Annotated in this window: 22 protein-coding genes; 14 read left to right on the plus strand and 8 right to left on the minus strand. The window is 57.4% G+C overall.

Going from position 1 to position 22331, the window contains the following annotated elements; all coding sequences use genetic code 11:
• Positions 1-55: 55 nt before the first annotated feature.
• The 3 genes from LN415_03715 to LN415_03725 form a co-directional block, all read right to left on the minus strand.
• The gene (locus tag LN415_03715) at positions 56-2371 is read right to left on the minus strand and encodes a hypothetical protein (GenBank protein MCJ2556197.1); all 2316 of its coding nucleotides are present in this window, start codon (positions 2369-2371) and stop codon (positions 56-58) included.
• Between the two features lie 262 nt (positions 2372-2633).
• Complete coding sequence (locus LN415_03720) at positions 2634-7442, minus strand: C1 family peptidase (protein ID MCJ2556198.1); 4809 nt, start codon at positions 7440-7442, stop codon at positions 2634-2636.
• A gap of 434 nt (positions 7443-7876) precedes the next feature.
• Complete coding sequence (locus tag LN415_03725; protein ID MCJ2556199.1) at positions 7877-8692, minus strand: hypothetical protein; 816 nt, start codon at positions 8690-8692, stop codon at positions 7877-7879.
• 141 nt (positions 8693-8833) lie between these two features.
• Between LN415_03725 and LN415_03730 the strand changes: the two genes are divergently transcribed.
• From LN415_03730 to LN415_03775, 10 genes are all read left to right on the plus strand, one after another.
• On the plus strand, positions 8834-9253 hold the full coding sequence (locus LN415_03730; GenBank protein ID MCJ2556200.1) for a transcriptional repressor: 420 nt from the start codon (positions 8834-8836) through the stop codon (positions 9251-9253).
• Between the two features lie 4 nt (positions 9254-9257).
• Positions 9258-10436: an FprA family A-type flavoprotein gene (locus LN415_03735; GenBank protein MCJ2556201.1), complete on the plus strand. Its 1179-nt coding sequence runs from the start codon at positions 9258-9260 to the stop codon at positions 10434-10436.
• Positions 10433-11005, plus strand: a complete 573-nt coding sequence (locus LN415_03740) for a rubrerythrin family protein (GenBank protein ID MCJ2556202.1) — start codon at positions 10433-10435, stop codon at positions 11003-11005. The genes LN415_03735 and LN415_03740 overlap by 4 nt, the downstream gene beginning before the upstream one ends.
• Positions 11006-11017: 12 nt before the next feature.
• Positions 11018-11257 (plus strand): sulfurtransferase TusA family protein, encoded by a 240-nt coding sequence (locus LN415_03745; protein MCJ2556203.1) that lies wholly within the window; start codon positions 11018-11020, stop codon positions 11255-11257.
• Between the two features lie 16 nt (positions 11258-11273).
• Complete coding sequence (locus LN415_03750) at positions 11274-12434, plus strand: cysteine desulfurase (protein MCJ2556204.1); 1161 nt, start codon at positions 11274-11276, stop codon at positions 12432-12434.
• A 10-nt stretch (positions 12435-12444) separates the two neighbouring features.
• Entirely contained in the window at positions 12445-12900 is a 456-nt protein-coding gene (gene nifU / locus LN415_03755) for a Fe-S cluster assembly scaffold protein NifU (protein MCJ2556205.1), read from the plus strand.
• 9 nt (positions 12901-12909) lie between these two features.
• Positions 12910-13080: a hypothetical protein gene (locus LN415_03760; GenBank protein ID MCJ2556206.1), complete on the plus strand. Its 171-nt coding sequence runs from the start codon at positions 12910-12912 to the stop codon at positions 13078-13080.
• Between the two features lie 145 nt (positions 13081-13225).
• Positions 13226-13678, plus strand: coding sequence for a type IV pilin (locus LN415_03765; protein MCJ2556207.1), 453 nt, complete (start codon positions 13226-13228; stop codon positions 13676-13678).
• Positions 13679-13978: 300 nt separating this feature from the next.
• Positions 13979-14248, plus strand: coding sequence for an RNA-binding protein (locus tag LN415_03770; protein MCJ2556208.1), 270 nt, complete (start codon positions 13979-13981; stop codon positions 14246-14248).
• Positions 14249-14295: 47 nt separating this feature from the next.
• Complete coding sequence (locus LN415_03775; protein MCJ2556209.1) at positions 14296-14727, plus strand: peptidylprolyl isomerase; 432 nt, start codon at positions 14296-14298, stop codon at positions 14725-14727.
• A gap of 150 nt (positions 14728-14877) precedes the next feature.
• Here the strand turns inward: LN415_03775 and LN415_03780 are convergent, their stop codons facing one another.
• From LN415_03780 to LN415_03790, 3 genes are all read right to left on the minus strand, one after another.
• The gene (locus tag LN415_03780; protein ID MCJ2556210.1) at positions 14878-15021 is read right to left on the minus strand and encodes a DNA-directed RNA polymerase; all 144 of its coding nucleotides are present in this window, start codon (positions 15019-15021) and stop codon (positions 14878-14880) included.
• 142 nt (positions 15022-15163) lie between these two features.
• The gene (locus LN415_03785; protein ID MCJ2556211.1) at positions 15164-18148 is read right to left on the minus strand and encodes an FtsX-like permease family protein; all 2985 of its coding nucleotides are present in this window, start codon (positions 18146-18148) and stop codon (positions 15164-15166) included.
• Between the two features lie 4 nt (positions 18149-18152).
• Positions 18153-18857, minus strand: a complete 705-nt coding sequence (locus LN415_03790; GenBank protein ID MCJ2556212.1) for an ABC transporter ATP-binding protein — start codon at positions 18855-18857, stop codon at positions 18153-18155.
• A 244-nt stretch (positions 18858-19101) separates the two neighbouring features.
• On the opposite strand from LN415_03790, the gene LN415_03795 reads away from it, so the two are divergent.
• From LN415_03795 to LN415_03810, 4 genes are all read left to right on the plus strand, one after another.
• Positions 19102-20118: a hypothetical protein gene (locus LN415_03795; protein ID MCJ2556213.1), complete on the plus strand. Its 1017-nt coding sequence runs from the start codon at positions 19102-19104 to the stop codon at positions 20116-20118.
• Between the two features lie 105 nt (positions 20119-20223).
• Positions 20224-20667: a DUF3788 domain-containing protein gene (locus tag LN415_03800; GenBank protein ID MCJ2556214.1), complete on the plus strand. Its 444-nt coding sequence runs from the start codon at positions 20224-20226 to the stop codon at positions 20665-20667.
• A 209-nt stretch (positions 20668-20876) separates the two neighbouring features.
• Complete coding sequence (locus LN415_03805; GenBank protein ID MCJ2556215.1) at positions 20877-21134, plus strand: AbrB/MazE/SpoVT family DNA-binding domain-containing protein; 258 nt, start codon at positions 20877-20879, stop codon at positions 21132-21134.
• Positions 21103-21534, plus strand: a complete 432-nt coding sequence (locus tag LN415_03810) for a PIN domain-containing protein (GenBank protein MCJ2556216.1) — start codon at positions 21103-21105, stop codon at positions 21532-21534. The genes LN415_03805 and LN415_03810 overlap by 32 nt, the downstream gene beginning before the upstream one ends.
• 82 nt (positions 21535-21616) lie before the next feature.
• Here LN415_03810 and LN415_03815 read toward each other — a convergent pair whose 3' ends face one another.
• Together LN415_03815 and LN415_03820 are read right to left on the minus strand one after the other, a co-directional pair.
• Positions 21617-21790 (minus strand): hypothetical protein, encoded by a 174-nt coding sequence (locus LN415_03815; protein MCJ2556217.1) that lies wholly within the window; start codon positions 21788-21790, stop codon positions 21617-21619.
• Positions 21787-22047, minus strand: a complete 261-nt coding sequence (locus LN415_03820) for a hypothetical protein (protein MCJ2556218.1) — start codon at positions 22045-22047, stop codon at positions 21787-21789. Before LN415_03820 ends, LN415_03815 begins: the two co-directional genes overlap by 4 nt.
• Between the last annotated feature and the right edge of the window lie 284 nt (positions 22048-22331).

Below are 22331 nucleotides of genomic sequence, written 5' to 3' on the forward strand. Positions count from 1 at the left end.
GCTATAGACAGAGAAAATAAGAAAAGATGGCGGGTGTTATCCCGCCTTCTCGTTTCTACGGATATTCGATGGTCGGTGCCTCGGGCAGGACCAAGGTGTGGTCGCCCGTGCCTTCGTTGTGGTTGTTGTTGATGTTGTCCAGGGTCTCCTGGAAGGACGTGAAGTCGTAGTCCTCGTCCTCGTTTACCAGCTTCCAGATTGCCTCGTCGTAGACTTCCTGGACGGTCCATCCGCTGTAGTCATCGCCTTCGAAGATGTAGACCGCGTCGGCCATGTCCGTGCCGAATTTCAGGAGGTTCATGTGCAGCGCCAACAGCTGGGCCCTGAACAGACTCCTGCATGTTCCCGCACAGTTGGCGGGATAGTCTCCAGCTCCGTCGAAGATCCACTTGGCCTCGTCGTCGTTGTCAATCTCGTAGTCACCATCGGGTGTCTGCACATCGACAGCCATCGGATAGTCCGGTAGCAGATCGTATGCCGGATCCCTCGGCGGGGCGCCGTGTCCCGTGTGGGTCTTCCAATAGCCCCACGTCAGTCCGCCCGTGAACTCGACCACGTTGCCGAAGTCAGCGTCGTCCATGAAGAAGCCGCTCGTGCCGTCGAACATGTAGTGTCCATCGCCCGGATACGTGTTGGCCCAGACGTAGTACTCGCCTGGAGCGGTTGGCATGATCTCCTTGACCTCGTAGCCTCCCGGACCCAGGTCGTAGAAGCAGTACTCACCGTTGGCGTCTGTGTAGACGGTCTCGACGAGCGCACCATCCTTCCAGAGCTCTATCATGAAGCCCTCGATGATTTCCTCGCCCTCGTCCATCACGCCGTCCTTGTCCACGTCGTACCACTTGGCTCCGCAGACCTCACCGAGCTCGAAGTTGTAGAAGTCGAGTGTCTGTGCCTGTCCGCTCACAGCTGTGAACGTGAACTCTGTCGGCGCAGTTGCCATCCAGCCTTCCATCTCCGCCTCGGCGACCTTGTATTCGCCGCCCGCACAGACCTCGAACGCGTAGTACCCGCTCGCGTCCGTCGTTGTGGTTGCGACCTCGACCCAAACACCGGCGTCCATCTTGTAGAGGGTTATCGTCCAGCCCTCGAGGCCGGTATCTCCCTCGTCCCAGTCGCCGTCACCGTTCATGTCCTCGTACTTGTATCCAGAGACGGAGAAGCACTGGAAGTTGTAGAAGTCGAACGGTCCCTGGCCAACTCCGCTAGCTGCTGTGAAGCTGAAGCTCGCATCGCTCGTGTGGACCCATCCGTCCCTGTCCTCCTCGGAGACTCTGTAGTCGCCCGGCTCGGTCGCGGTGAACGAGTAGTACCCGCTCGCGTCTGTTGTGGTTGTAGCGTAGGTCGACCAAGTTGCGCCACCATCAGTGGATCTCTCAAGGGTTATCTCCCAACCCTCGATTCCCGGTTCGCCTACATCCCAGTCGCCGTCCCCGTTCAGGTCGTTGTACTTGTGTCCCCAGACATCGAACTCGTTGAAGTTCCCAAAGGCGACGCTGTATGTCAGCGAGACCTTGTAGTCAACGGAGACAGTCACGGGGTTTGCTGGCTGAGCAGGCTCACCATCTATGATTGTCGCCGTGATGCTCCAGCCGCTCTGGACTTCCTCCTCGATTATGTAGTCGCCGTCAACCGAGGCGTCTATCACGACGCAACCGTCCTCGCCCGTGTAGAGTGTGTTTACGACTCCCAGTGGGTCTGTCACATGCATCGCCCAACCTGGTATGCCGAGCTCGCCCTCGTCCCACAGGCCGTTCCCGTTCATGTCCTCGAACTTGCAGACCTCTATCTCAGGGGTCGGCTTCTCTGGACCCTTGGACTTTGCCTTGAAGTTGTCCGTCTTCGAGTGAGCGGGGACAAAACCGTGGTAGTTCCCAGGTGCGTATCCGGGATCAAGATCGTTCGGATCACCAAGGTAGAACTCTGTAGGCGTTGCCCAGACCTTGTATACTCCCCCTCTATTGGGAGTGTCCTTGTAGGGCATCAGCTGGATCGTCAGCGAGTCTGCCCAAAGGTTCCATCCGAGATCGTGCAATCCGTACTCCCAGCCCTCCATGTAGCAGTCGAAGGTTTCTGTCTTGCCGTTCCCGTTGCCCTTCGTAATCGTGTAGGTTCGGCCTGCTGAGAGGTACTCCGCGATTACACCGTCCTCCACTCTGAACTCTCGGCAGATCGCCGGATCCTCAGATAGCAGTTTCTTGCCCGACGGATCCGTTACTTGAAAGTAGTAGTTCCCGTCGGGAAGACCCGCCGCACCTGGCGGGGCATGGGGCCCAGGGCCGCCGTTGAGGTAAACGTCCCTCTTGTCAGCGTAGTGGTTTGCATTCACCATCGTTCCGTCTTCCAGGCTCGTGAATATCGCGCCGGACAATGGTGCCCCAGCGCTCGCGGTCTGGAAGAGAAGCGCACTGATTGACAGTGCTATTCCTATAGCTAAGAGAAATCTCTTCTTCGTACAGCCACCTCCTCTTAGGGAGACCCTCCTTAGGGAAACCCTCCTCTGTGGTCATCCAGATTAATTGGTGGCGTATTTATAACTTATCGGAAATGAGGCTGTCCACGTACGTCAATAGCATTCAACGACATGACTTCATTCCCAACAGCGGGGAGAACCACTCGAAGTTACCACCGTTCTACCGCTTCTTCCTGTAGAGAACCGCACCGAGCGGGGAGAGAATACCGAGCAGCACGAGTGAAAAGAGCATAGCAGATATCTCTGGTTGTCGTGCATCGATAGCTCTCGACGCTTGATCGGGATCCGGGACCGATGTACCCTCATGTTCTGGCGGGAGGGATTTGGTGCCCTCATTGCCAGCCGAGTCCTTCGGGTCCTGCTGATTCTCCGCTCGATTCATCACGGTCCATGTTCCCGACATAGAGGCCTCGATCCAGTAGCCATTCCCCGCTGTCATCGTCTCGATGTCGTTCGCGACCCTGAGGAAGTAAGGTGGTGAGAACGCGTTGAAGATCTCCACTCTGATCGCCCCCGAATCGGATTTCAGGTCCGCGATCGTGTAGTCAGTATCAAATGACGGAAAGCCAACAAGGTTCCATCCCTTCGCAAGGTTCACGAGGGTAGTGGTAGGAACCCTTCCTGCCACGGTCAGATTGGAGCGGCTCACGACCTCGACCCAGATGCCCATGTTCGTGCCGATCTGTTCCAACGTGCAGTAGTTCTTCTGCGTGGAGTAGCTCTTCCAGCTTCCTGCATAGTAGTAGCGCGCGGTGTCGAAACTCAGCGTCCTCAAAACAGCATCAACGGAATCATCCTTCTGCTCCAGCGGGATGGAGACCAGCTTCCAGCCTGGCATCAGGTTCTTAACGTACTTCCCCGCCTGTGCTGAGTACGGCGCCGAGTTGTTCGCGAAGTCCACCGCTCTTACCTGGTAGAAGTAGTAGCTGGAGTCGCCTTCGCCCCCGTTCGCATGAACGAAGAAGTCCGTGTCGGCCGGTGCTGAGCCGAGAAGCACGTAGCTAGTCCCTGTCGGATCATATGTCGTTCCGTAGTACACGTCGTACCGCTCGACACCAGATTCGAGGTCCGTGGCGAAGGTCCAAGTGATGTTGACATCCCGCCATCCGACACCTTCAAGGACTGCCCACACGTCGTCCAGTGTTGCAGGCGGGCTCGCATCGATGTAGAACGGTCCCACATGAAGGGCGTCGGGATCCCAGTTGCCCGCCACATCCCTTGTCCTCGCGTGGAAGTACCAATCGCTACCTGTGCCGAGGGGCGGGCTTGTCGTGCTGGGGCTCGTCGAGTCCACGCTCGAGTCTGGGAGAGCCGCAGGCGACTGTGTCCAATCGAACGAGTAGCCATAGACGCCGCTCGTCGCGTCCCACGCACCGGTCCAGCTGAAGTCTATCGTATCGTCACTCGACCAAGTCCCCACACTATGGCTCGATGTGAAGCCGTCGGGATTGTGTGGGTCAGTGGCGTCCTTGCTGAAGGTGCCAGTCCTCGTCATCTCGAAGTTGCCGACGTTGTCCACAGAGTAGTAATCCACCGTATAGTTACCGTCAATTACGACATCCGGCGGAGAGAAGTACACCGTCCATGGTGCACCGTTGATCCTGTAAGTCGTCACATCCACGCCGCTGTGATTGTCTGAGGGTGTTAGAGCGATACTGACATCGGACAAGAACCAACCGAAGTCACCGACCGTTCCAGTGAATGCATGAGTGGTCCAGGGATCCTCAACGTCGATGTAGAACGGTCCCACATGATAGGCGTCGGGAGCCCAGTTCCCGGCGTTGTCCACCGTCCTGATGTGGAAATGCCAGTTGTCGCCCGGACCCAGTGGGAAGCTCGTTGTGTTGGTCAGGACCGATGTTATCACACTCATGGGGAGAGTGTCGGAAAACCTCGACCACGTGTAAGAGTACCCGTAGACGCCGCTCAAAGGATCGGAAGCCCCGGCCCATTCGATGAATATCCTGTCATCGCCAGACCATACGAATTTCTGATGACTGGAGCTGTAGCTGTCCGGATTGTCTGGCGGGGCGGTATCAACGTAGAATGGTCCCACGTGGTAGGCGCCCACCGCCCAGTTGCCAGCTTTGTCCATGGTTCTTATGTGGACATACCAGCTGTTGCCATCTGTCAGGGCGTAGCTCGTTGACTCGAAGTCCGCAGTATCCATGGTCGGCCCGGGGACGGAAATCGGACTCATTGTCCATTCTACCGCGAACCCGCCGATTCCGCTGATATTGTCCCAGGCTCCTGACCACCTTATCCAGACCGTATCGTCATTTGACCATCCCATCAGACTGTGCGAACTGGTGTAGCTGTTGGGATTCATAGGCAATGAGTAGTCAACCGTCACTCTGGCGGAATCTTCGGTGAAGCTGGCTCCGAAGTACGCCCTCGCGTATATGGTGTGCCAACCCTCCAGCAAGGACGACGTGTCCCACTCGTAGTACCAGTCGGCGGTCCCGTTGGCGAGTATCCAGGAGCTGTCGTCAACCTTCACGTAGACCTGATCGATTGCGCCATGGCCGAGCAATATGACATCGTCCAAGTACGCACCTTCCCTTGTGCCGCTCGTATCGCTGTGGAAGTGGAATCCGATCTCGGTGGCGGTCGTCGGGATCGAGACAGACGAGCCCATCCATCCGTTGCTGTTTCCAGTATGCGGATCCACGTAATGCCATGTCCCGTCGTAGTATGTCACATAGACGTAGTCAACGCCGTCCTCGGAGTCCAACCAGTAGTTGTACGCGAGGGTGGCAGAGTCGTGCCCGCTCAGGTCGACGTCATGCTGCATGTAGGCGTCCATGCCATTGTCGTAAAGCCGCCTAATGTCGTTGGGGATTCCGCCAGTGACCTCGACGTCATCGATCCGCATGTACTGGTCGTACGTGCCGTGATAGAGGAACGCGAGATGGACGGAGGGGTCTCCCGCCGCGGCGGAGAGGTCGATGTACTGAATCCCCTGCGTCGTGGACGTCCAAGTCTGAAGTCCAGTGAACGCAGGGTAGTTCGCGCTTGTTGAGTATAGCACGCTCGCGTACTCGTCCCCGTCACCATGCTGATAGTCCAAATAGAACGTGAGGTTGAGCGAGGACTGAGAGCTGGCATCGAAGCCCGTGCTCATCTGGAGCCATTCCGTGATGTCAGTACCCGCTCCTGCGCCGGAGCTGTCGCACTCCGCGACGTAGTCGCTTCCCGATTCCAGCTTCATCTCCCATGGGTGCGAGTCCGGTCCGACGCTGAGGGTCGTCCAATCCGGCGGCATGAGCCCGCCGTTGTCGAAATCCTCGGTCTGAACGGTCTCGAAGTATTCTCCGAATGCCGCGGACCACACGCTCGTCACACCATCGTAGTACGTGGTGTTCGTCAAGCCCCAGTAGTCCTCACCTCCAGAACTCGTGCTGTCCCCCACGACCCAGGTGCCGGGCCACGAGCCCTCGAAGTCCTCTCTGAGAACGACCGTCCACATCGGATTCGTCGCCAGTCCCGAGATGTTCACGAGCCCGTTGATGTTGTCGCCATCAAGAGGGTTCAACATCCTCATGCCTGGATAGAAGGAGATCGACACAGTCCCCGGCGTGTCCTCGGGCGTGTCAGGGGATTCGTCCGATACACGCGTGTAGACGCCTGGACTGTAACCGCCCTCGTAAAGCTCAATCTTGTAGGATGTTATCGTCGAGTAGTCTGTCCCCGCGCCGACGCTGAGGAAGAAGAGGTTGTGCCCGTTCCTCCACTCGTTCTTGAAGTCGGTGTAGTCCAACGCCATGAAGGCCGGGAAGTCGTGGTTCCCTCCCCTCCACCAGGGTGATCTGGTGGCGGCGGGGTCGCTGATCGGACCGATGCCCAGAGTCACGGGAGCGTTCCTGCCGCCCTGGGGGTTCATGTTCACGATGCCGAGCAGGGACGGCTCGTAGTCGATCCTGTCGCGGAATCTGATGGCTATGTTCGGAAGCTCGTCCGCGGCCTCGTAGGTCATGTAGTAGTAACCGTTGCCTCCCCAAGCAGAGCCCCAGCCAGCGCCCCAGGAATTGACGATCTTGAAGGCGCCGATCTCGCCGTCGTCCTCCTTCGTGTCGTTGAATCCCACGATTGTGTTCGCATGGTTGGGATTGCCCGTCACATGCTCCGTGGAGTTGATAGTGTCGTCGCCGCTTCCGAGTCCGTTGCCGTAGTTGCCTGCATCCAGGACTATCGAGATGGCGTATCCCTCGGCGACCCAAGCCTTTATGACGTCCGTGTTGGACGGGTCCGTGGACTGATAATCCAGCCCGCGGTACTCGGGCGCGCTCCTCCAAGCGTCCTCATCGCCCCAAGAGACAGCGTCGGCAGCGTTGTAGGGCATCTCCGCCCAGATGGAATTGCCAACAGTCTTGATGACCTCCATGTTTCCCGACGGCCAGGAGCCGGAGTCGAAGCCCGAGTTTGCCTTGTTGTACACGAAGGCCGGGCTCATAAGATGGTTGTTGTTCCCCGTGGACGCATCCGTCCAGTTCAGGTCCTTCGCCTGGTTATAGCCGTTTATGTAGTATGCGACGGACCAGGCCGAACAGGAGCCCTGGCTCTGCTGGCTTCGAACTTTCGGGAAGTAGGGCTCCTGCGAGTGGTCCACCATCGGCTCGAGCATCGGCTCGTTGACACCGTCGGTCCACGATGTGCCGATCATGTTCTGCCATTCAGCCTCCGTTGGCGGGGCGAGTCCGGTGCCGAGCCCGTCGAACAGGATGTTGTAGTTCTTCTGCGGGTCCCGCACGCCGAATTCCGCCTTGAGCCTCTCGACCTCCTCCGCGGTGATGACGTGAGACTCGTACTGGAACATCGAGTCCGTCTGGACATCCGTGAGGTCTTTCGCGGGAGCTTCCGGATCGAGCGTGGCAAGCTGCCCGCCTGCAAACGCAAGGGCCGATGTCGCCAGGAGTATGATAGCCAAAATCCAGGTCTGGATGGTAGATCCGCTCTCGTTCCGTGACATGAACTAACTCCTTGAGTGGGAAATGGAATATGGACAATCGCTGTGTTTGAGTTTTACTGCCCACATATGTCTTCCCGTTCTTCTGCATGACAAGCGGTGACCGAGAACCTCATGGATTAGGACACCGCACGAGTCCAGGACATGGATTGTCTGGTCACCAAATAAGGTTTTTGCTTCCTGTATTGATAAGTGGAATATCACAGCAGGTATCACACATACATGTGGTTTCGACTCGCAAGCCGTCGCTATTGGGACAAAATGATGATAATGCATCGGGATTCCTCGGAGGGGGCTGGAACAGGGCAGGGTGAGGCGATAATGGAGCAGGTAGGACGCTCGTAGCGATTCAAGCTACCCGCGTGCGACCCCCAAGCGTGAAACATGCGAGGAAGAAGCTTAAAGATGCGAGGATCATGCGAGAAAGATAGGAGAGCCTACAAGGCTCCCGCGTTCCTCAGTCCGTCAAGTACCAGGAACGTACTGCTCTCCCTGTCCTTCTTCCCCCAGCTTCCGTCCTTGTTCTGCCGCCTGATGACGGAGGGCAGCGCGTTTTCGATCTGCATCCTCGCCATCTCGGACTTCGCCCTGGAAATGCCGTGGAACGTGTGATAGAACGGATAGCTCTTCCACGCTCCTGTCCCAGTCTGCTTCTCCGCCAGATATTTCAGGCCCTCTTGGACCCGCTTTGTTCTCGCGCTGAGCGGGTGCTCTATCAGCACGCGGAGTACGTTGATCGTGCACCACGCGCCACACCAGGTGGGCGTCCAGAACTTGAGGTACGACCTCACGGTCTGCTGGACCTCTTCCTTGTCGTCGAGACCGAGAACGTGGAAAAGATGGACCGCGTACGCCGTCTGATAGAATATCGTACATCCGGGACCGAACTCGCCGTATGATGTCTCGCGCATGAGGCTCGGGTCTCTCCTGTTTCCGGAGTAGAAGAACCCCGGATGGTCGTGATACGTGGATTTCTGGGTCGTCAGCAGCCAGTCCAGTCCCTTCTTCATGCTCCTATTCTTCGCTCCGTACCCGAGAAGCGCGAGCTTCCAGAGATTGTTGGCAGTGTGGACGAACAGCTGATCCCAGCTTCCGTCATCGGACTGTTCGGAGATGATCTCTTCATGCAGATTCCTCCGCAGGCCTGCATCCCCTTTCTTGCGAAATACATCCCTCCTGAGGTACACTCCGATTGGCGATTCCAGATCCTCCACGAAATCGAGCGGGTCCGCCCTTAGCACAATGGCATTCATGAACTCACAGTCGCGGAGAGGCTGTGAGCCCATTTAACGCTTCCCTCGGGGGGAGAGTGAATCTCGTAAGCCTTTAATATGTAACTTGTATTGAATATTATATTGTAATCATTACAGATTAGGTACCTAGTGGGTGAACGGATGGATACAGGGAAGTACACTGGAATACTCCGCGAAAAAGGAATAAAGGTGACACCGCAGAGACTCGAAGTGCTGAGATTCCTGGATGAGAATAGAGTCCATCCTACCGCCGATAACATCTACAGGGCACTGAAGAAGGACAACCCCTCCCTATCGAAGACGACGGTCTACAATGTGTTGGACATCCTGAGCAAGTACGGGCTGGTCGAGGTTCTAACGATATCCGGCACCGAGTCCAGATACGATTACAGATCGACTCGACATCAGCACTTCCTGTGCACCAGCTGCGGACGGATAGTGGACATCCACATCAAGGGGCTCTGCATGGATTGCATGCCTGAGAAGGGTCATAAGGTTGAAGAGGTCCACGGATATTTCAAGGGCACCTGCAGGGACTGTCTGAAAGGGATCGGAGGCTGATCGGGTGGACAAGGTCGAGATAAAACCCGGCATATACTGGGTAGGTGCGATTGACTGGGACCTCAGGGACTTCCACGGCTACACGACCGACCGAGGCTCAACATACAACGCATATCTCATAGTTGACGAGAAGACAGTGCTCGTGGACACGGTCAAGAGACCCTTCTTCGATGAGATGCTCTCTCGGATCAAGGAGATCGTTGACCCCGCCAGGATCGACTACATAGTTTCGAATCATGTTGAGATGGACCACTCAGGCTCATTGCCGCTGATGCTGGATGTAGTGCCTAACGCAACAGTGCTGGCCTCCCCTCGCGGGAAGAAGGGCCTTGTTAGGCACTACAAGAATGAGCTGAACCTGAAAGCGGTGGAATCTGGTGAATCACTCAAGATAGGGGAACGAACACTGCAGTTCGTCCACATCCCGATGGTCCACTGGCCCGACTCGATGGTCACCTATATCCCGGAGGAAAAGTTGCTGCTGCCGAACGATGCCTTCGGGCAGCACCTGGCGACGCCAGAGCGGTTCGATGACGAGATCTGCTGGGACATACTCAAGGAGGAGGCCGCCAAGTACTACGGCAACATAGTCCTTCCCTATGGCGGGCAGGTGGGCAAAGCACTGGACGCTCTCTCCGGGCTTGACATAGACATGATTGCACCCAGTCACGGGATCATCTGGCGGACTTGGCTGCCGAGGATTCTTGAGGAGTACAAGAAGTGGTCCAGCCACGAGACCGAGAACAGGGCGGTCATCGTCTATGACACGATGTGGGGTTCCACTGAGATGATAGCCCGCAAGCTCGAGGAGGGCCTGAGAGAATCCGGGATTCCCGCCACAAAGAGGAACCTGAAGGTGAGCCACATGTCCGACGTGATGACGGATATCCTCACATCCAAGCTCGTTCTTCTGGGCTCCCCAACCCTCAACAACCAGATGCTTCCGACGATGGGCGGGTTCCTGACATACATGAAAGGGCTCAAGCCGCTCAACAGGATCGGCTTCATCTTCGGTTCCTACGGCTGGGGCGGGCAAGCTATTGGACACATGGAGGACATCGTGAAGGAGCTCAAGTGGGAGATGCCCTTGGAGAGCATCAACATCAAGTTCGTTCCCGATGAGGATGAGTTGGACAAGGTCAGACAGATTGGATTTGAACTGGGAAAGAAGGTGAAAGAATGAGCGTGAAAGGAACAAGAACGGAGAAGAATCTCCTGGCGGCTTTCGCGGGAGAGTCGCAGGCGAGGAACAGATACTCGTATTTCGCGAGCGTGGCAAAGAAGGAGGGCTATGAGCAGATCGCCGCCATCTTCCTTGAGACAGCCGAGAACGAGAAAGAGCACGCCAAGAGATACTTCCAGTATCTGGAAGGCGGAGACGTCGAGGTCACTGCCGCTTATCCGGCGGGCGTGATTGGCGACACCGCCGCGAACCTCGAGGCGTCCGCCAAGGGTGAGAACATGGAGTGGACCCAGATCTACAAGGAGATGGGCGACGTGGCCGAGGAAGAGGGCCTCCCCGAGATAGCGGCCCAGTTCAGGAACATCGCAAAGGTCGAGCGGCAGCACGAGAAGCGCTACCTCAAGCTGCTCGAGAACGTCCGCGGCGGGAAGGTCTTCAAGATCGACGCACCGACGAAATGGAAGTGCAGGAACTGCGGATACATCCACGAGGGCACGGAGCCGCCAGAGAAATGCCCGGCCTGCCTGCATTCAAGGGCTTACTTCGAGCTCCTAGCGGAGAACTACTGAGCGGGGGAAAGAATGGCAGATTTGGTACCGGACGCCGAACTCGACTGTGTGGGGCTCTTCTGCCCCATGCCCATCATGAAGACGAAGCAGGCGATAGACAACCTCGAGGTAGGTGAGATACTCATGGTCGAGGCGGACGATTCGGCCTATGAGGGCGACCTCAAGGTTTGGGCCAAGAATATGGGTCACGAGATAGTCAGATTCGAGAGAGAAGGGACGATGATGACCGCATACATCAAGAAGACGAAGTAGTCCGCGGGGGAATGCCATGGAGAGAATATTCCTGGACCACGCATCCGTAACGCCCGTCGACGCAAGAGTGCTCAGGTTCGCTGAGCCGTATCTTGCGGGCGGTTACGGGAACCCCTCGTCCCTTCATTCCGTCGGTCTGGAAGCCAGGCGGGCCATCGAGGACGCCAGGGTGAATGTCGCCGCCCTCATCAATGCGGAGAAAGAGAAGACGATATTGTTCACGAGCGGGGCGACCGAGGCGAACAACCTGGCAATCAAGGGTGCGGCTCTCAGGAATATCGGAAAGGGAAAGAAGGTCGTCTCCAGCGCGATAGAGCACATGTCCGTCCTCAACCCGATGAAGGACCTGCAGAAGAACGAATTCGAGTTCACCACGGTTCCCGTGGATTCGAGCGGCATTGTTGACCTCGAGAAGCTGGAGGACTCGCTGACAAAGGAGACCTCGGTGACGTCGATAATGTACGCGAACAACGAGATCGGGACGATTGAACCCATCCGAGAGATCAGCGAGATTGTGCACGAAAAGGGCCTATACCTTCATGTGGACGCGACCGCCGCGGCAGGTCGGATACCGATAGACGTTCAGGCGGATGGCATAGACCTGCTGACGCTGTCATCAAACGACATGTACGGTCCTCAAGGCGCCGGTGCACTGTACGTGAAGACAGGCGTCAGGATCCAGCCGGTTCTCCCCGGCGGAGGACAGGAGCGAGGGCTCAGGTCAGGCACCGAGAACATCTTCGCAATCGCCGGCATGGGCGAGGCGGCCAGAATCGCGCGCGAGGAGATGGGCGCGGAGAGCGCCCGCCTGAGCGAGATGAGGGACAACCTGATCGAGGAGATACTGAAAATCGAGGAGACCTACCTCACCGGGCATCGAACGAAGAGGCTGCCGCACCACGCGAGCTTCCGCTTCAGCCACATAGAGGGCGAGAGCATACTCCTCCTCATGGACGCCCAGGGCATACAGGTCTCGACAGGCTCGGCGTGCTCGTCGAAGACGCTGGAGCCTTCGCACGTGTTGTTGGCCATCGGGCTGAAGCACGAGGAGGCGCACGGCTCCATGGTTCTGACGCTCGGACGGTCGAACACGGTCGAGCAGGTGTCCCGGGTCGTAGACGCCGTGAACGAGATGGTCGACAAGCTGAGGAAGATTTCATCTTTGGGCAAGGAATAAGGGTGATAGAATGGCACAGCAGATAGGATACAGCAAGAAGGTGATGGAGCACTTCATGAACCCGAAGAACGTGGGGACTATGGACGACGCAGACGGCCACGGCAAGGTCGGGAACCCCGTTTGCGGGGACCTCATGGAGATCTTCATCAAGGTCAAGGACGACAAGATCGAGGACATCAGGTTCCAGACGTTCGGTTGCGGTTCGGCCATTGCGACGAGCAGCATGGTGAGCGAGATGGCGAAAGGGATGCGCTTGGACGAGGCGATGAGAATCACGCGCAACGACGTGGCCAACGAGCTGGACGGTCTTCCACCCGTCAAGATGCACTGCTCGAACCTGGCGGCGGACGCGCTCCACGAGGCCATCAAGGACTACAAGCGCAAGAAAGGCGAGATAGTCGAGGAAGAGGAGAAGCCGGCGGGGCACACGTGCGAGCACAATCATAATCACTGTGATACGTGTTAAGATTCGAATATGAAGGGAGGTGAGAATGTGTGTGAGAAATGCGGTTGCTCTGAGACCGGGAAGCCGATCAAGTACGAGTGCGAATGTGGGGACGATTGCACGTGCTGCGTCATCGAGTTCGATGAGGAGCCCCAGGCGACACCGTACTGCTGCGGTGCACCGATGAAGCGGGTGAAGTAAAGGGTAGTCACTCAAGACCCTCTAGTCACTGTTTTCCAGACGCGGAGCTGGAGCAAGGCAAAACCCCCGTTTCCACCGAAACATTTATCTGGCTCCGATTACAGAGTTATATAACTGCAGGCGAAAGTCTGCAGGAGGACAAAACTTGGAAAGAGCCTGGATAAGGAACGAGGTAGGCGTGTCTCCGGTTATCGCGACCATATTGATGGTGGCGATCACCGTGGTGCTCGCAGCTGTTTTGTACGTGTTGGTGGCCGAAATCATCCCCGACAATGGAGAACCGCCGGGGCAGGTCCTGATGACCAAGGAACCCATTGGACCGGACACTTGGGAGTTCCGTGTCACCAGCACAACGACCAACGAGGAACTCAGCTTCTACAAGGTGATCATCCTCAAGAACGGGACCAAAGTTCACACAATGGACCCGCTCGAGGAAGTCAGCAAAGGCAACTATAGGTTCACCGACCTCGATGACGGTGGCGGACTGACGTCTGGTGACCGCTTCATCATCACGTGCGAACCAGAGAGCCGCTACGAGCTGAACATATTCTGGAGAGAGTCCGGGAACGTAATGGGAAGTGTCGAGTGGGAGACCTAGGCACTCCCCCTCTCTTTATTTTTTTTCCTCTGGAAGAGGCGTCTCACCTTTTCAGGCACTTCAGAAACACCCAGACACCTCTGGATGACTATTCACCAGCAATCACTATCCTCACACAAGGAAGACGCGCCTGAGCAGCGACCTGTATGAACTGAATAAGCGCTCGAACGAGAGTCGGCCTCTTGTCACGGTGCAAAGGCTCAAATGGTATGCGGACTATCGTATGCGAGCGATTCTTGTCTACCGAGCGGAACTCGCATCGGGCATGATCGTTCGAGAAACAAAGGATGGTTGGTTGGAATGAACATATACGTAGGGAACTTGGCGCGTGAGGTCACCGAAGACGAGCTGCGGGAGGCCTTTGAAGCCTTTGGTGAAGTCTCGTCCGCAAAGATAATCACAGACAGGATCAGCGGCGAATCGAGAGGATTCGGTTTCGTTGAGATGTCTGATGACGAAAAGGGTAAGGAAGCAATGAGCGGCTTGGACGGAACTGATCTAAAGGGACGCGAGATCAAGGTCAACGAGGCACGACCGCGTCGAGAGAGCGGATCGGGCAGCCGCTACTGAGCGCACTATCTTCGGCTCTTTGTCTTAGGCGATAGCGAGAGGATAATATGACCGAGGCAAAGAATGGCGATACGGTTAAGGTTCACTATACTGGCAAGCTGAACGACGGCGACGTCTTCGACTCCTCTGAGGGTGGAGACCCCCTCGAGTTCACCCTCGGCGGGGGCCAGGTGATCTCAGGGTTCGAAGAAGCAGTGCTGGGCATGAGCCTGGGCGAGTCCAAGACGGTCGAGATTCCGGCGGACAAGGCCTACGGCGAACGCGTCGACGACCTCGTCGTGCAGATCGACCGGAAGGAGATGCCGCCCGATCTGGACTGCGAAGTGGGTCAGAAGCTCCGCGTCGACGGATCGGACGGTCCCGCCGCAGTGGTGACGGTCCTCGAGGTCACGGAATCAGCCGTGACCGTGGACGGGAACCACCCCCTAGCAGGGGAAGATCTCACCTTCGACATCCGGCTGGTCGAGATAGCGGCCTGAAGTCGCAACCTTCCGGGCGGGAGCTCAATCCAACGTTGTAGCACAGCGGGTGCGCCATTTTCAGAGATTTCCACCTGCCAGAGCTCACGCTAACTCGGAATGCTCGCTCACTAGCGCGACGCGAGATTCTCGTTGGGTCCTCGTTGACCTCTAAAACCTTCTGCCACTTCCGCGGGGCTTTCTCTTGGACCAACAATCTCGGCAGTACACTGGTCTGTCCGGGTCAGGCTTGAAGGGAACTTCACATTCCTGGCCGCAATCAGAACAGGTTGCCTTGTGCGTCTCGCGTTCCATATTTCACTCTCCTTTTTACGACAAGAAATAGACACAAAAGAGCTCTAATTCCTGAACGTTGGCAGAACCCAAACAGTCCTACGTATTAAACTTGTCCATCCCCGTGACATCGTCTGGGGTTCAATGGAATCGTTGCGGAAACCTACTCCTTGAACCTCAGCGCCTCGGCGGGAACGATCCTGGCTGCCCTGAAGGCCGAGGAGATCGTTGCCAGCAGTGTGAATGCCAGGGCGACCAGGGTTATGAGGAGGATGTTCAGATAGGGTATCAGGTTCATGAACTCGAGGAAGGTAGCACCTTCGCCGAAGAAGTCACCGTAGATGTAGTAGGACAAGCCCACGCCAAGGAGAACGCCCACGGTGATCCCCGTGATCGAGACGAATGATGTCTCCAAGATGAAGGTGTTTCTGATCATTCTCCTCTTGTATCCGATGGCCCTCATGACACCGATCTCGTTCGTCCTCTCGACCACGCTTCTGACGGTGATTATCCCGAGCCCCGCTATTCCCACTATCAGGCCGAGGCCCAGGTAGACCTGGAAGAGGTTCATTATCGAGCTGGAGATCTCCAGGAACTCCTGGATGACGTCCCTTATGACGATCGTCTGCATCCCGCTCGTCAGGAACTCCCGCTCAAGGTCCTTCGACAGGGACCTCACGTTCTCGATGTCGGGGTCGCTCGCAGTGAAGAAGAACAGGCTCGGCAGCCGGGCTCCGAAGTGGGAGTTCAGGGTCGCATCGGACATCACGATTCCCTGGAAGAACAGGGACTCGTCGACTATCCCCACGACCGTCTTGTTCACTCCCAGGGTCTCCAGCACAAGCTCCTCCCCGGCCTCGATTCTGAAGGCGCCGACGTTCTCGGGACCATACTGGACACTCGCGGCGGTCGAGCCGTCCGTGACGACGAGCGATGGGTCTGCTCTCACGGCATCCCAGACCTCCTGGGGACTGTCGTAGCCCTCCATCATGGAATGGAAGGTGAAGTCGTTCTCCTCGAAGAACCGCTCGTCAGCGCCGTAAAGAGCAACGGGGATCGAGGAGTTCTTGCCCTGCTCCACCGCGTACACGTTCACGCGTAAGACGCTCATGCTCGATATCTCGTCGAATCTGTTCGCCAGACTGGGTCTGTACGAGATGTTCTCGGATATGTTCACGATCGGTGTGGACGGGTTCGAGAAGCCGATGATATCGTAGCTACCAGCCTCTTCCACGAAGGCGCTCTCCACGCTGTTTCTCTGGAAGCTCGTGATCATGGCGATCACGGTGACGGTGAAGATAATCAAGGCGAACATCCCCAGCGTCATCCCGGTTCTGAACTTCTTCTTCATCGGGTATGACAGGGCGATGCGTATCACCGGTACTATCCTCCTCCTTCGTGCCAGGGCCCTGGTGAGGACGTTGAGGAACGTAGTCGAATTGACCATCAGCAGGAGTATCGCTGCCAGGACGAGGAACAGCCCTGAGAGCACGAACATCTCCATGCCCGATTCGAGCTCGAGACCTCCCGTCCAGTCGATGGGTGCCAGGATCCAGAACAGGATCGCGGCGCTCGCCACCGAGTACGCAGCCCTGGAGCGGACCCACCTGGAGGCTATCATCCCACCGCCCAGCAGGAACAGGCACGGACCGGTCATGAAGTACGCCATCGACTTCTGCGCAATCCCGCCGTAGAACATCAGGACGCCGAGCGCAACGAGAAGGGCACCCACGGCCACGAACCTCCCCGAGGGGCGCTCCTTTATCGGTTCAGGGATCGCCCTTATCGCCCGGACGATGTTGAGCCGGCTGACGACCCAGGAAGCGAGCAGAACAGTCAGGAAGGTGATCAGCGCTCCGAGGCAGAACCCGAGGATCAGGCTGTCCACCTCGAAGTAGAAGGGCATCTCGAAGCCGGCGGCCCCGAATATCGAGCCGAAGGCCGTGACCATGCCATAGGCTATCGCGAGCCCCGCAAACGTGCCGATGAAGGCCGCGATGAGCGCGTACGCCGAACCCTCGAACACGTACATCTGCACGAGATGCCTCCTCTTCATCCCGAGGGCGCGGGAGATGCCCATCTCTGGCTTCCTCTCCTCTGCCAGCATCACGAAGATGTTGATCACCAGGATGATGCCGGCGACGATGCTGAAGGTGCCCATCAGGGAGAATACCTCCGTGATCATCTCGCTGGCCGTCTCGACGAATTCGAGGTTGTCCTGCTTGATCGTTTCGATCTCAAGGGGAGTGCCCCCGATTCCCGCCAGAACGCTCTCGATCTCCGAGACCGCGGAATCTGTCTTATCAGCTCCCGTTTCGGTGTCCCCCACGTTGGACACGGCGATGAGGTTGATGGTCCCGGGCCTCTCGAACATCTGCTGCGTCAGGCCGAGGCTCACGAAGATGTTGCCCCCGCCGAGGAAATTCCCCTTTCCCTCGTTCCGGACGATGACGGTCACGTTCAGATTCTGGACCATAGGTATCACGTCCGGAACCTGAGGATTGGATATGTTGAACCTGAAGAGCGTGTAGAAGATGGTGATCGAGTGGCCCTCCTCCGCATCGACGGAGTCGGCCAGCCGCCTGTTTATGACTGCATTCCCGGGAACGGAGAGGGTGCCTTCCTCGTCGACGACCGAACCCGAAGTGTCCCACAGGTCCCCGAGTTCCCTGCTGGCCTGAGGGTCTATTCCGAACAGGTTCGCGGAGGGCTCCGAGAGCTGGGTGTCCGGGTTCATCACCGGCACCGTCTCATAGACCATGGGTAAGAGACCGTCGACGCTGGGCAGTTCCCCCTGGTTCTTGGCCACACTCAGGTTCTCGTAGTAGGAGTAGTTGAAGTAGGAGAAGATCCCGGTCTCGTTGCCCGATTGATTGCCTCCAGGGGTGTGTATTAGCTCGTCGATCTCCCCCAGTTGCTGGTAGATGCTGTTCCTGAAGATGTAGCTCAGGGTATCGCCGACGACCAGGGAAGAAGTGATGATCGCCGTCCCGACCAGCAGCCCGCCGATGACGATGACGAGGTTCTTCTTCCTCCGGACGAGGTTCCTCATCGCCATCTTCCGCTGGGAGACGTTCCGCAGGGCCAGGGCGCCCACTATGGCGAAAACGACGACTACGAGCAGCACGATCGACAGAGTTCCGTCCATGGTCTCAACCGGAATGTATTGGTCGGTATTCCTTCTCGATGAGGCCGTCCCTGAGCCTGAGCACGCGGTGTGCCTGCTCCCCGACGGCGGGGTCGTGGGTGACGATGACGAATGTCTGCTTGTTCTTCTCGTTCAGGTCGCAGATCAGGTCCATCACCTGCGTGGAGGTCTCCTCGTCCAGATTGCCCGTCAGCTCGTCCCCGAAGACGATCGCCGGGTTGTTCACGAGGGAGCGGGCAATGGCAACGCGCTGCTGTTCTCCACCAGACAGCTCGGAGGGTCTGTGGGATTCCCACTTCTTGAGCCCGACCAGATCCAGCGTCTTCAAGGCCCTCACCCTAGCTTCCTTGAGCTTGACCCCAGCGAGGAGAAGAGGTAGCTCCACATTCTCGACTGCGGTCAGAACGGGCAGCAGGTTGTACGCCTGGAAGATGAAGCCTATCCTCTTCGCGCGGTACTCCGTCTTCTTGTCATCCGACATGCCCTCGAGCGCCTGTCCCTCGATTGTGATGTGCCCCTCCGTCGGGTCGTCGATCCCGGACAGGCAGTTCAGAAGCGTCGTCTTCCCGCAACCCGAGGGTCCCATGACCGAGACCATCTCTCCCTTCGTGATGTCCAGATCTATGCCCTTGAGCGCGTGCACCTGCACCTTCCCGATGTCGTAGACCTTACGAAGGCTCCTGGCTTGAACAACAACCTGCGACTCCATCTGACGTCCTCCGAGGCTCTGTCATGCAATATTGTGTGCACGGGTATTTAAACAGTCAGAAATCGCCCAAACCCCTATCGACGTCATTCCGATGTAGGTCGTAGTAGGGAATCGAGGACTGCGTGGATTGTTTCTTCTGTTTGCTCATGCCGGCTGCGCCTGTGACTGAGTACACCAGTCCAGCAGCCCCATCGAATCGCTTCAGGGGAAAGGGTTATTATTCGTCAGTTGATGCGTTTCCTGGATGTCCTCAGGGTGGAAGGAAATCAAGGAACTGCTGCTCCCGCGTCTGCTGGACTCATTGTCCCACCTTCCCAACTACATAAGGGACGGGGGCACCCTGGAAGCCGGTGGGAGGGAACTCGAATTCCACATCGAGGACTCCCGCGGTTCTCACGACACGGGCACTATCGTTAGCGGGCTCGGCTCGGAGGACGTGCGGATGTACGGTTTCGCCATCTTGCTCGCAAGAGAATGCGTTCTGCTCGAGGTGTGGAATGACCACGAACTTAATTGCTGGGCCGAGTACGACCTCTCGACGCGGCAGCAGATATTCATTCGGCGCCAAGAGCTGGGCCCCTTTCTGGAGAAGTACGTGTCCGACGAAGACGTTCGTGGGCGGTACATGGAGGAGATAGACCCAGACTTCTCAACCGACGCACTCCGGCACCGCCGTTACTACTTCGCCTCGGAGTGGAAGGAGGACCGGCGAATGCTTCTCGAGATGTGTAGGGGCCTCAGCCTCGCGAAGACAGTCGAGGCCGTGAATGAACTGGCCTGGATGTACTTCAGAAACAACTCCAAGGATGGCACTTGGAGGGGGGTGTGCGTTCTGCAGCACGCGTACCAACTCTACCTCAAGGGCACGGAACTCGAGCCCGAGTTCCTCGCAAGGATCATGCTCATCGGTAACACCGCCGTGGACTGGGACGCCCATCCGCAGGAGTGGTACATCAACGAGTCGCTGAAGTTCCTGCCCTTCGTGACTTCCCTCTTTGAGAGATCCGATGAGGCATTCCGAGAGACCGAGCTTTGGGATGTCATGATGTCGGAGCTTCTGATACCCTTCCTCTCGCGGAAGTGGCACGATGAGGCATTCGAAAAGGCGCAGTCATTGTTCGTGACCATGAAGAATGCCCAGGAGGCCGGTGCCATGCCAAGAGAGGTCACGAGGCTCTTCATGAAAGGTCTGCTGAAGGGCAAGCTGTTGACGAGGGAAGAGGCACAGCGTGTGAAGACGAATCTGAAACTGGTCTCCTGAGCTCGGTCCGCTCCCAACGATTTCGGGAAAACGGTTATTAGTCAGGCCATCCCTCAAGTGGCCCGGATTGACAGGACCGCCTGTCGCATATGGAGAGTGCTCAATATGCCCGAGGATAGCCAGTATGTGAGACTTCTTGACGAGGATGAGACTCCCGACGAGGGTAGCGTGCTCGACACGATCGGTGAACCTTCCGCGGGACTGTGGAGCAAGTTGGGGAACTTCCTCAGGGAGAGCTATGACTTCGAGCCCGAACTGGTGTACTACGGCAAGAAATACGGCTGGTGCTACAGATATCGGAGGAAGAAGAAGACCCTGTGCACGATCTTCCCCGAGACCGGGGCATTCACGGTCCTCGTCACGCTTGGGAAGAAGGAGGTCGAGGGAGTCGAGAGCATTCTGAGCACGCTCAATCAGGAGACTCAACGGATCTTCAAAGAGGCCCGCCAGTATCATGACGGGAAATGGATCTACCGGAGAGTGCTGAACGAGCACGATTTGGCGGACATCGTTGCTTTGCTGAAGGCCAAGAAGAAGCCCACCTCGTGATGGCGCACGATTGAACCGCCCGCCTGTATGAGATCGTTTCGGGGGGAAAGGACTCTGTGTCTCCGTGCCGGTTCCTTTCACCGACTGGATGGCCGCCCAGGAGCTGGGGGGCACATACCGCGCAAGTGAAGCCTGTCGCCCCGAAATGGTTGGAATGCCATGGAAAGAAGTAAATACCATAATACCACATATTGTAATCAGTGGTATCCATGGCAGAAATAGTCTCGGTCGACAAGGCGGGGCGCCTCGTCATTCCCAAGTCCGTGAGGGACTCCCTCGGCATCGGCGAGGGTACTAAGTTCCTCCTCTCCGAGGGGGACCACGGCCGCATACTCCTGCAGAAGTTCAGCGTCGAGGAGATCGCCGACAGGCTCGAGCGGGAGATGAAGGGAAAGGACGTGGACGCGATCGTGCGCAGGGTCAGGAAGGAGATGAATGCCAAGGTCAAGAAGAAGTATCCTGCTTGACACGAACGTTTTTGTCGCGGCGGTCAAGGACCCTAGGAGGCAGACGGACACGCTGCGCTTGATCCTTCACCTCGTCGAGAGCGAGGACGTCAAGCTGGTCGGGCACGAGCTCCTTGCTGAGGAGATGGTGAGGTATGCCGAGGAGTTCGGCTCGGAGACCGCATCTTGGATACTGGGCGCGCTTCTGGGGAAGATGAGGCTTGTGGCGGTGAGAGAGAACCTCGTGCGGCTGTGCAGGGGCTATGTCAAGACGCCTGACCTCGCGGACGTCGTTCACGCGGCTGTGTGCCTGAAGGCCGACGCCGTGCTTATCACGAACGACAGACACTTCGACAGGATTGGGGACGAGGGGATAATCGAGGTCTGGAGCATCTCGGAGGCGATCGAGAGGCTGCTGTGAGGGTTGCGTCGTGGGTCCGCCCGTATGAAGTCGTTCTGGTGGCAGACTGTGCGGCGCTTCTAAGACGGACGTGAGACGAAAGCTAGTCCTCAGACCGCAAGCCCAATACGACCAGCAGGACTCCGAATGCTGCAAAGACAGGAACTCCGACCATAACAGGGAATCCAACAGCGTAGTCCAGTAGCGGAGCCACAAGAAAGAGACCCACCGCATGCGCGATCAGAACGCTTCCGACGAAGAGCGGGAACACCCTCACTCAATCCCTCGCTTTCTTCGAATCCATCTCGCTTTCCGTCGCCTGCGCCTAATCCTCGTGAGAGTACCCCAGCCGATGAGTGAGATGCCAGCGATGAAGGTGACAGGAGCTACCAGAGAGATGATATCGGCGATGAACAGAACGTACCAGTATCCAGTGGCCAGAGCGATCAGGAAGACCACGCCCAGGAACCCCGCGACTATCACCAACCACATGCCCACCGCTATGGCCAGGTCCGGTTCCATTCGTTCTTCCATGAAATCCCTCTCGACACTATGGCATCAACCCGCCCGTATGAAATCGTTTCGGCGAGTCCGTGCAGGTCAAGCTCAGTGGCAAGCGGGAGGACGGCACCGCCTTCGAGGCGTACGACAGCATCAGGGTGATCGACAGAAGAAAGCCAGGTGTGTTGGCCCCCTCGATCACGGAAGAATGCGGAAGCTCACCGAAGCGCGGATGTCCCCGAACTCGACCCTCGCCTTGTACATCCCCGGCGGCACCTGGGTGCCACTGCGCGGGTCCCAGTCGGTTCTGCCGTTCA

The organism is Candidatus Thermoplasmatota archaeon (genome assembly GCA_022848865.1).
Classification (GTDB): domain Archaea; phylum Thermoplasmatota; class Thermoplasmata; order RBG-16-68-12; family JAGMCJ01; genus JAGMCJ01.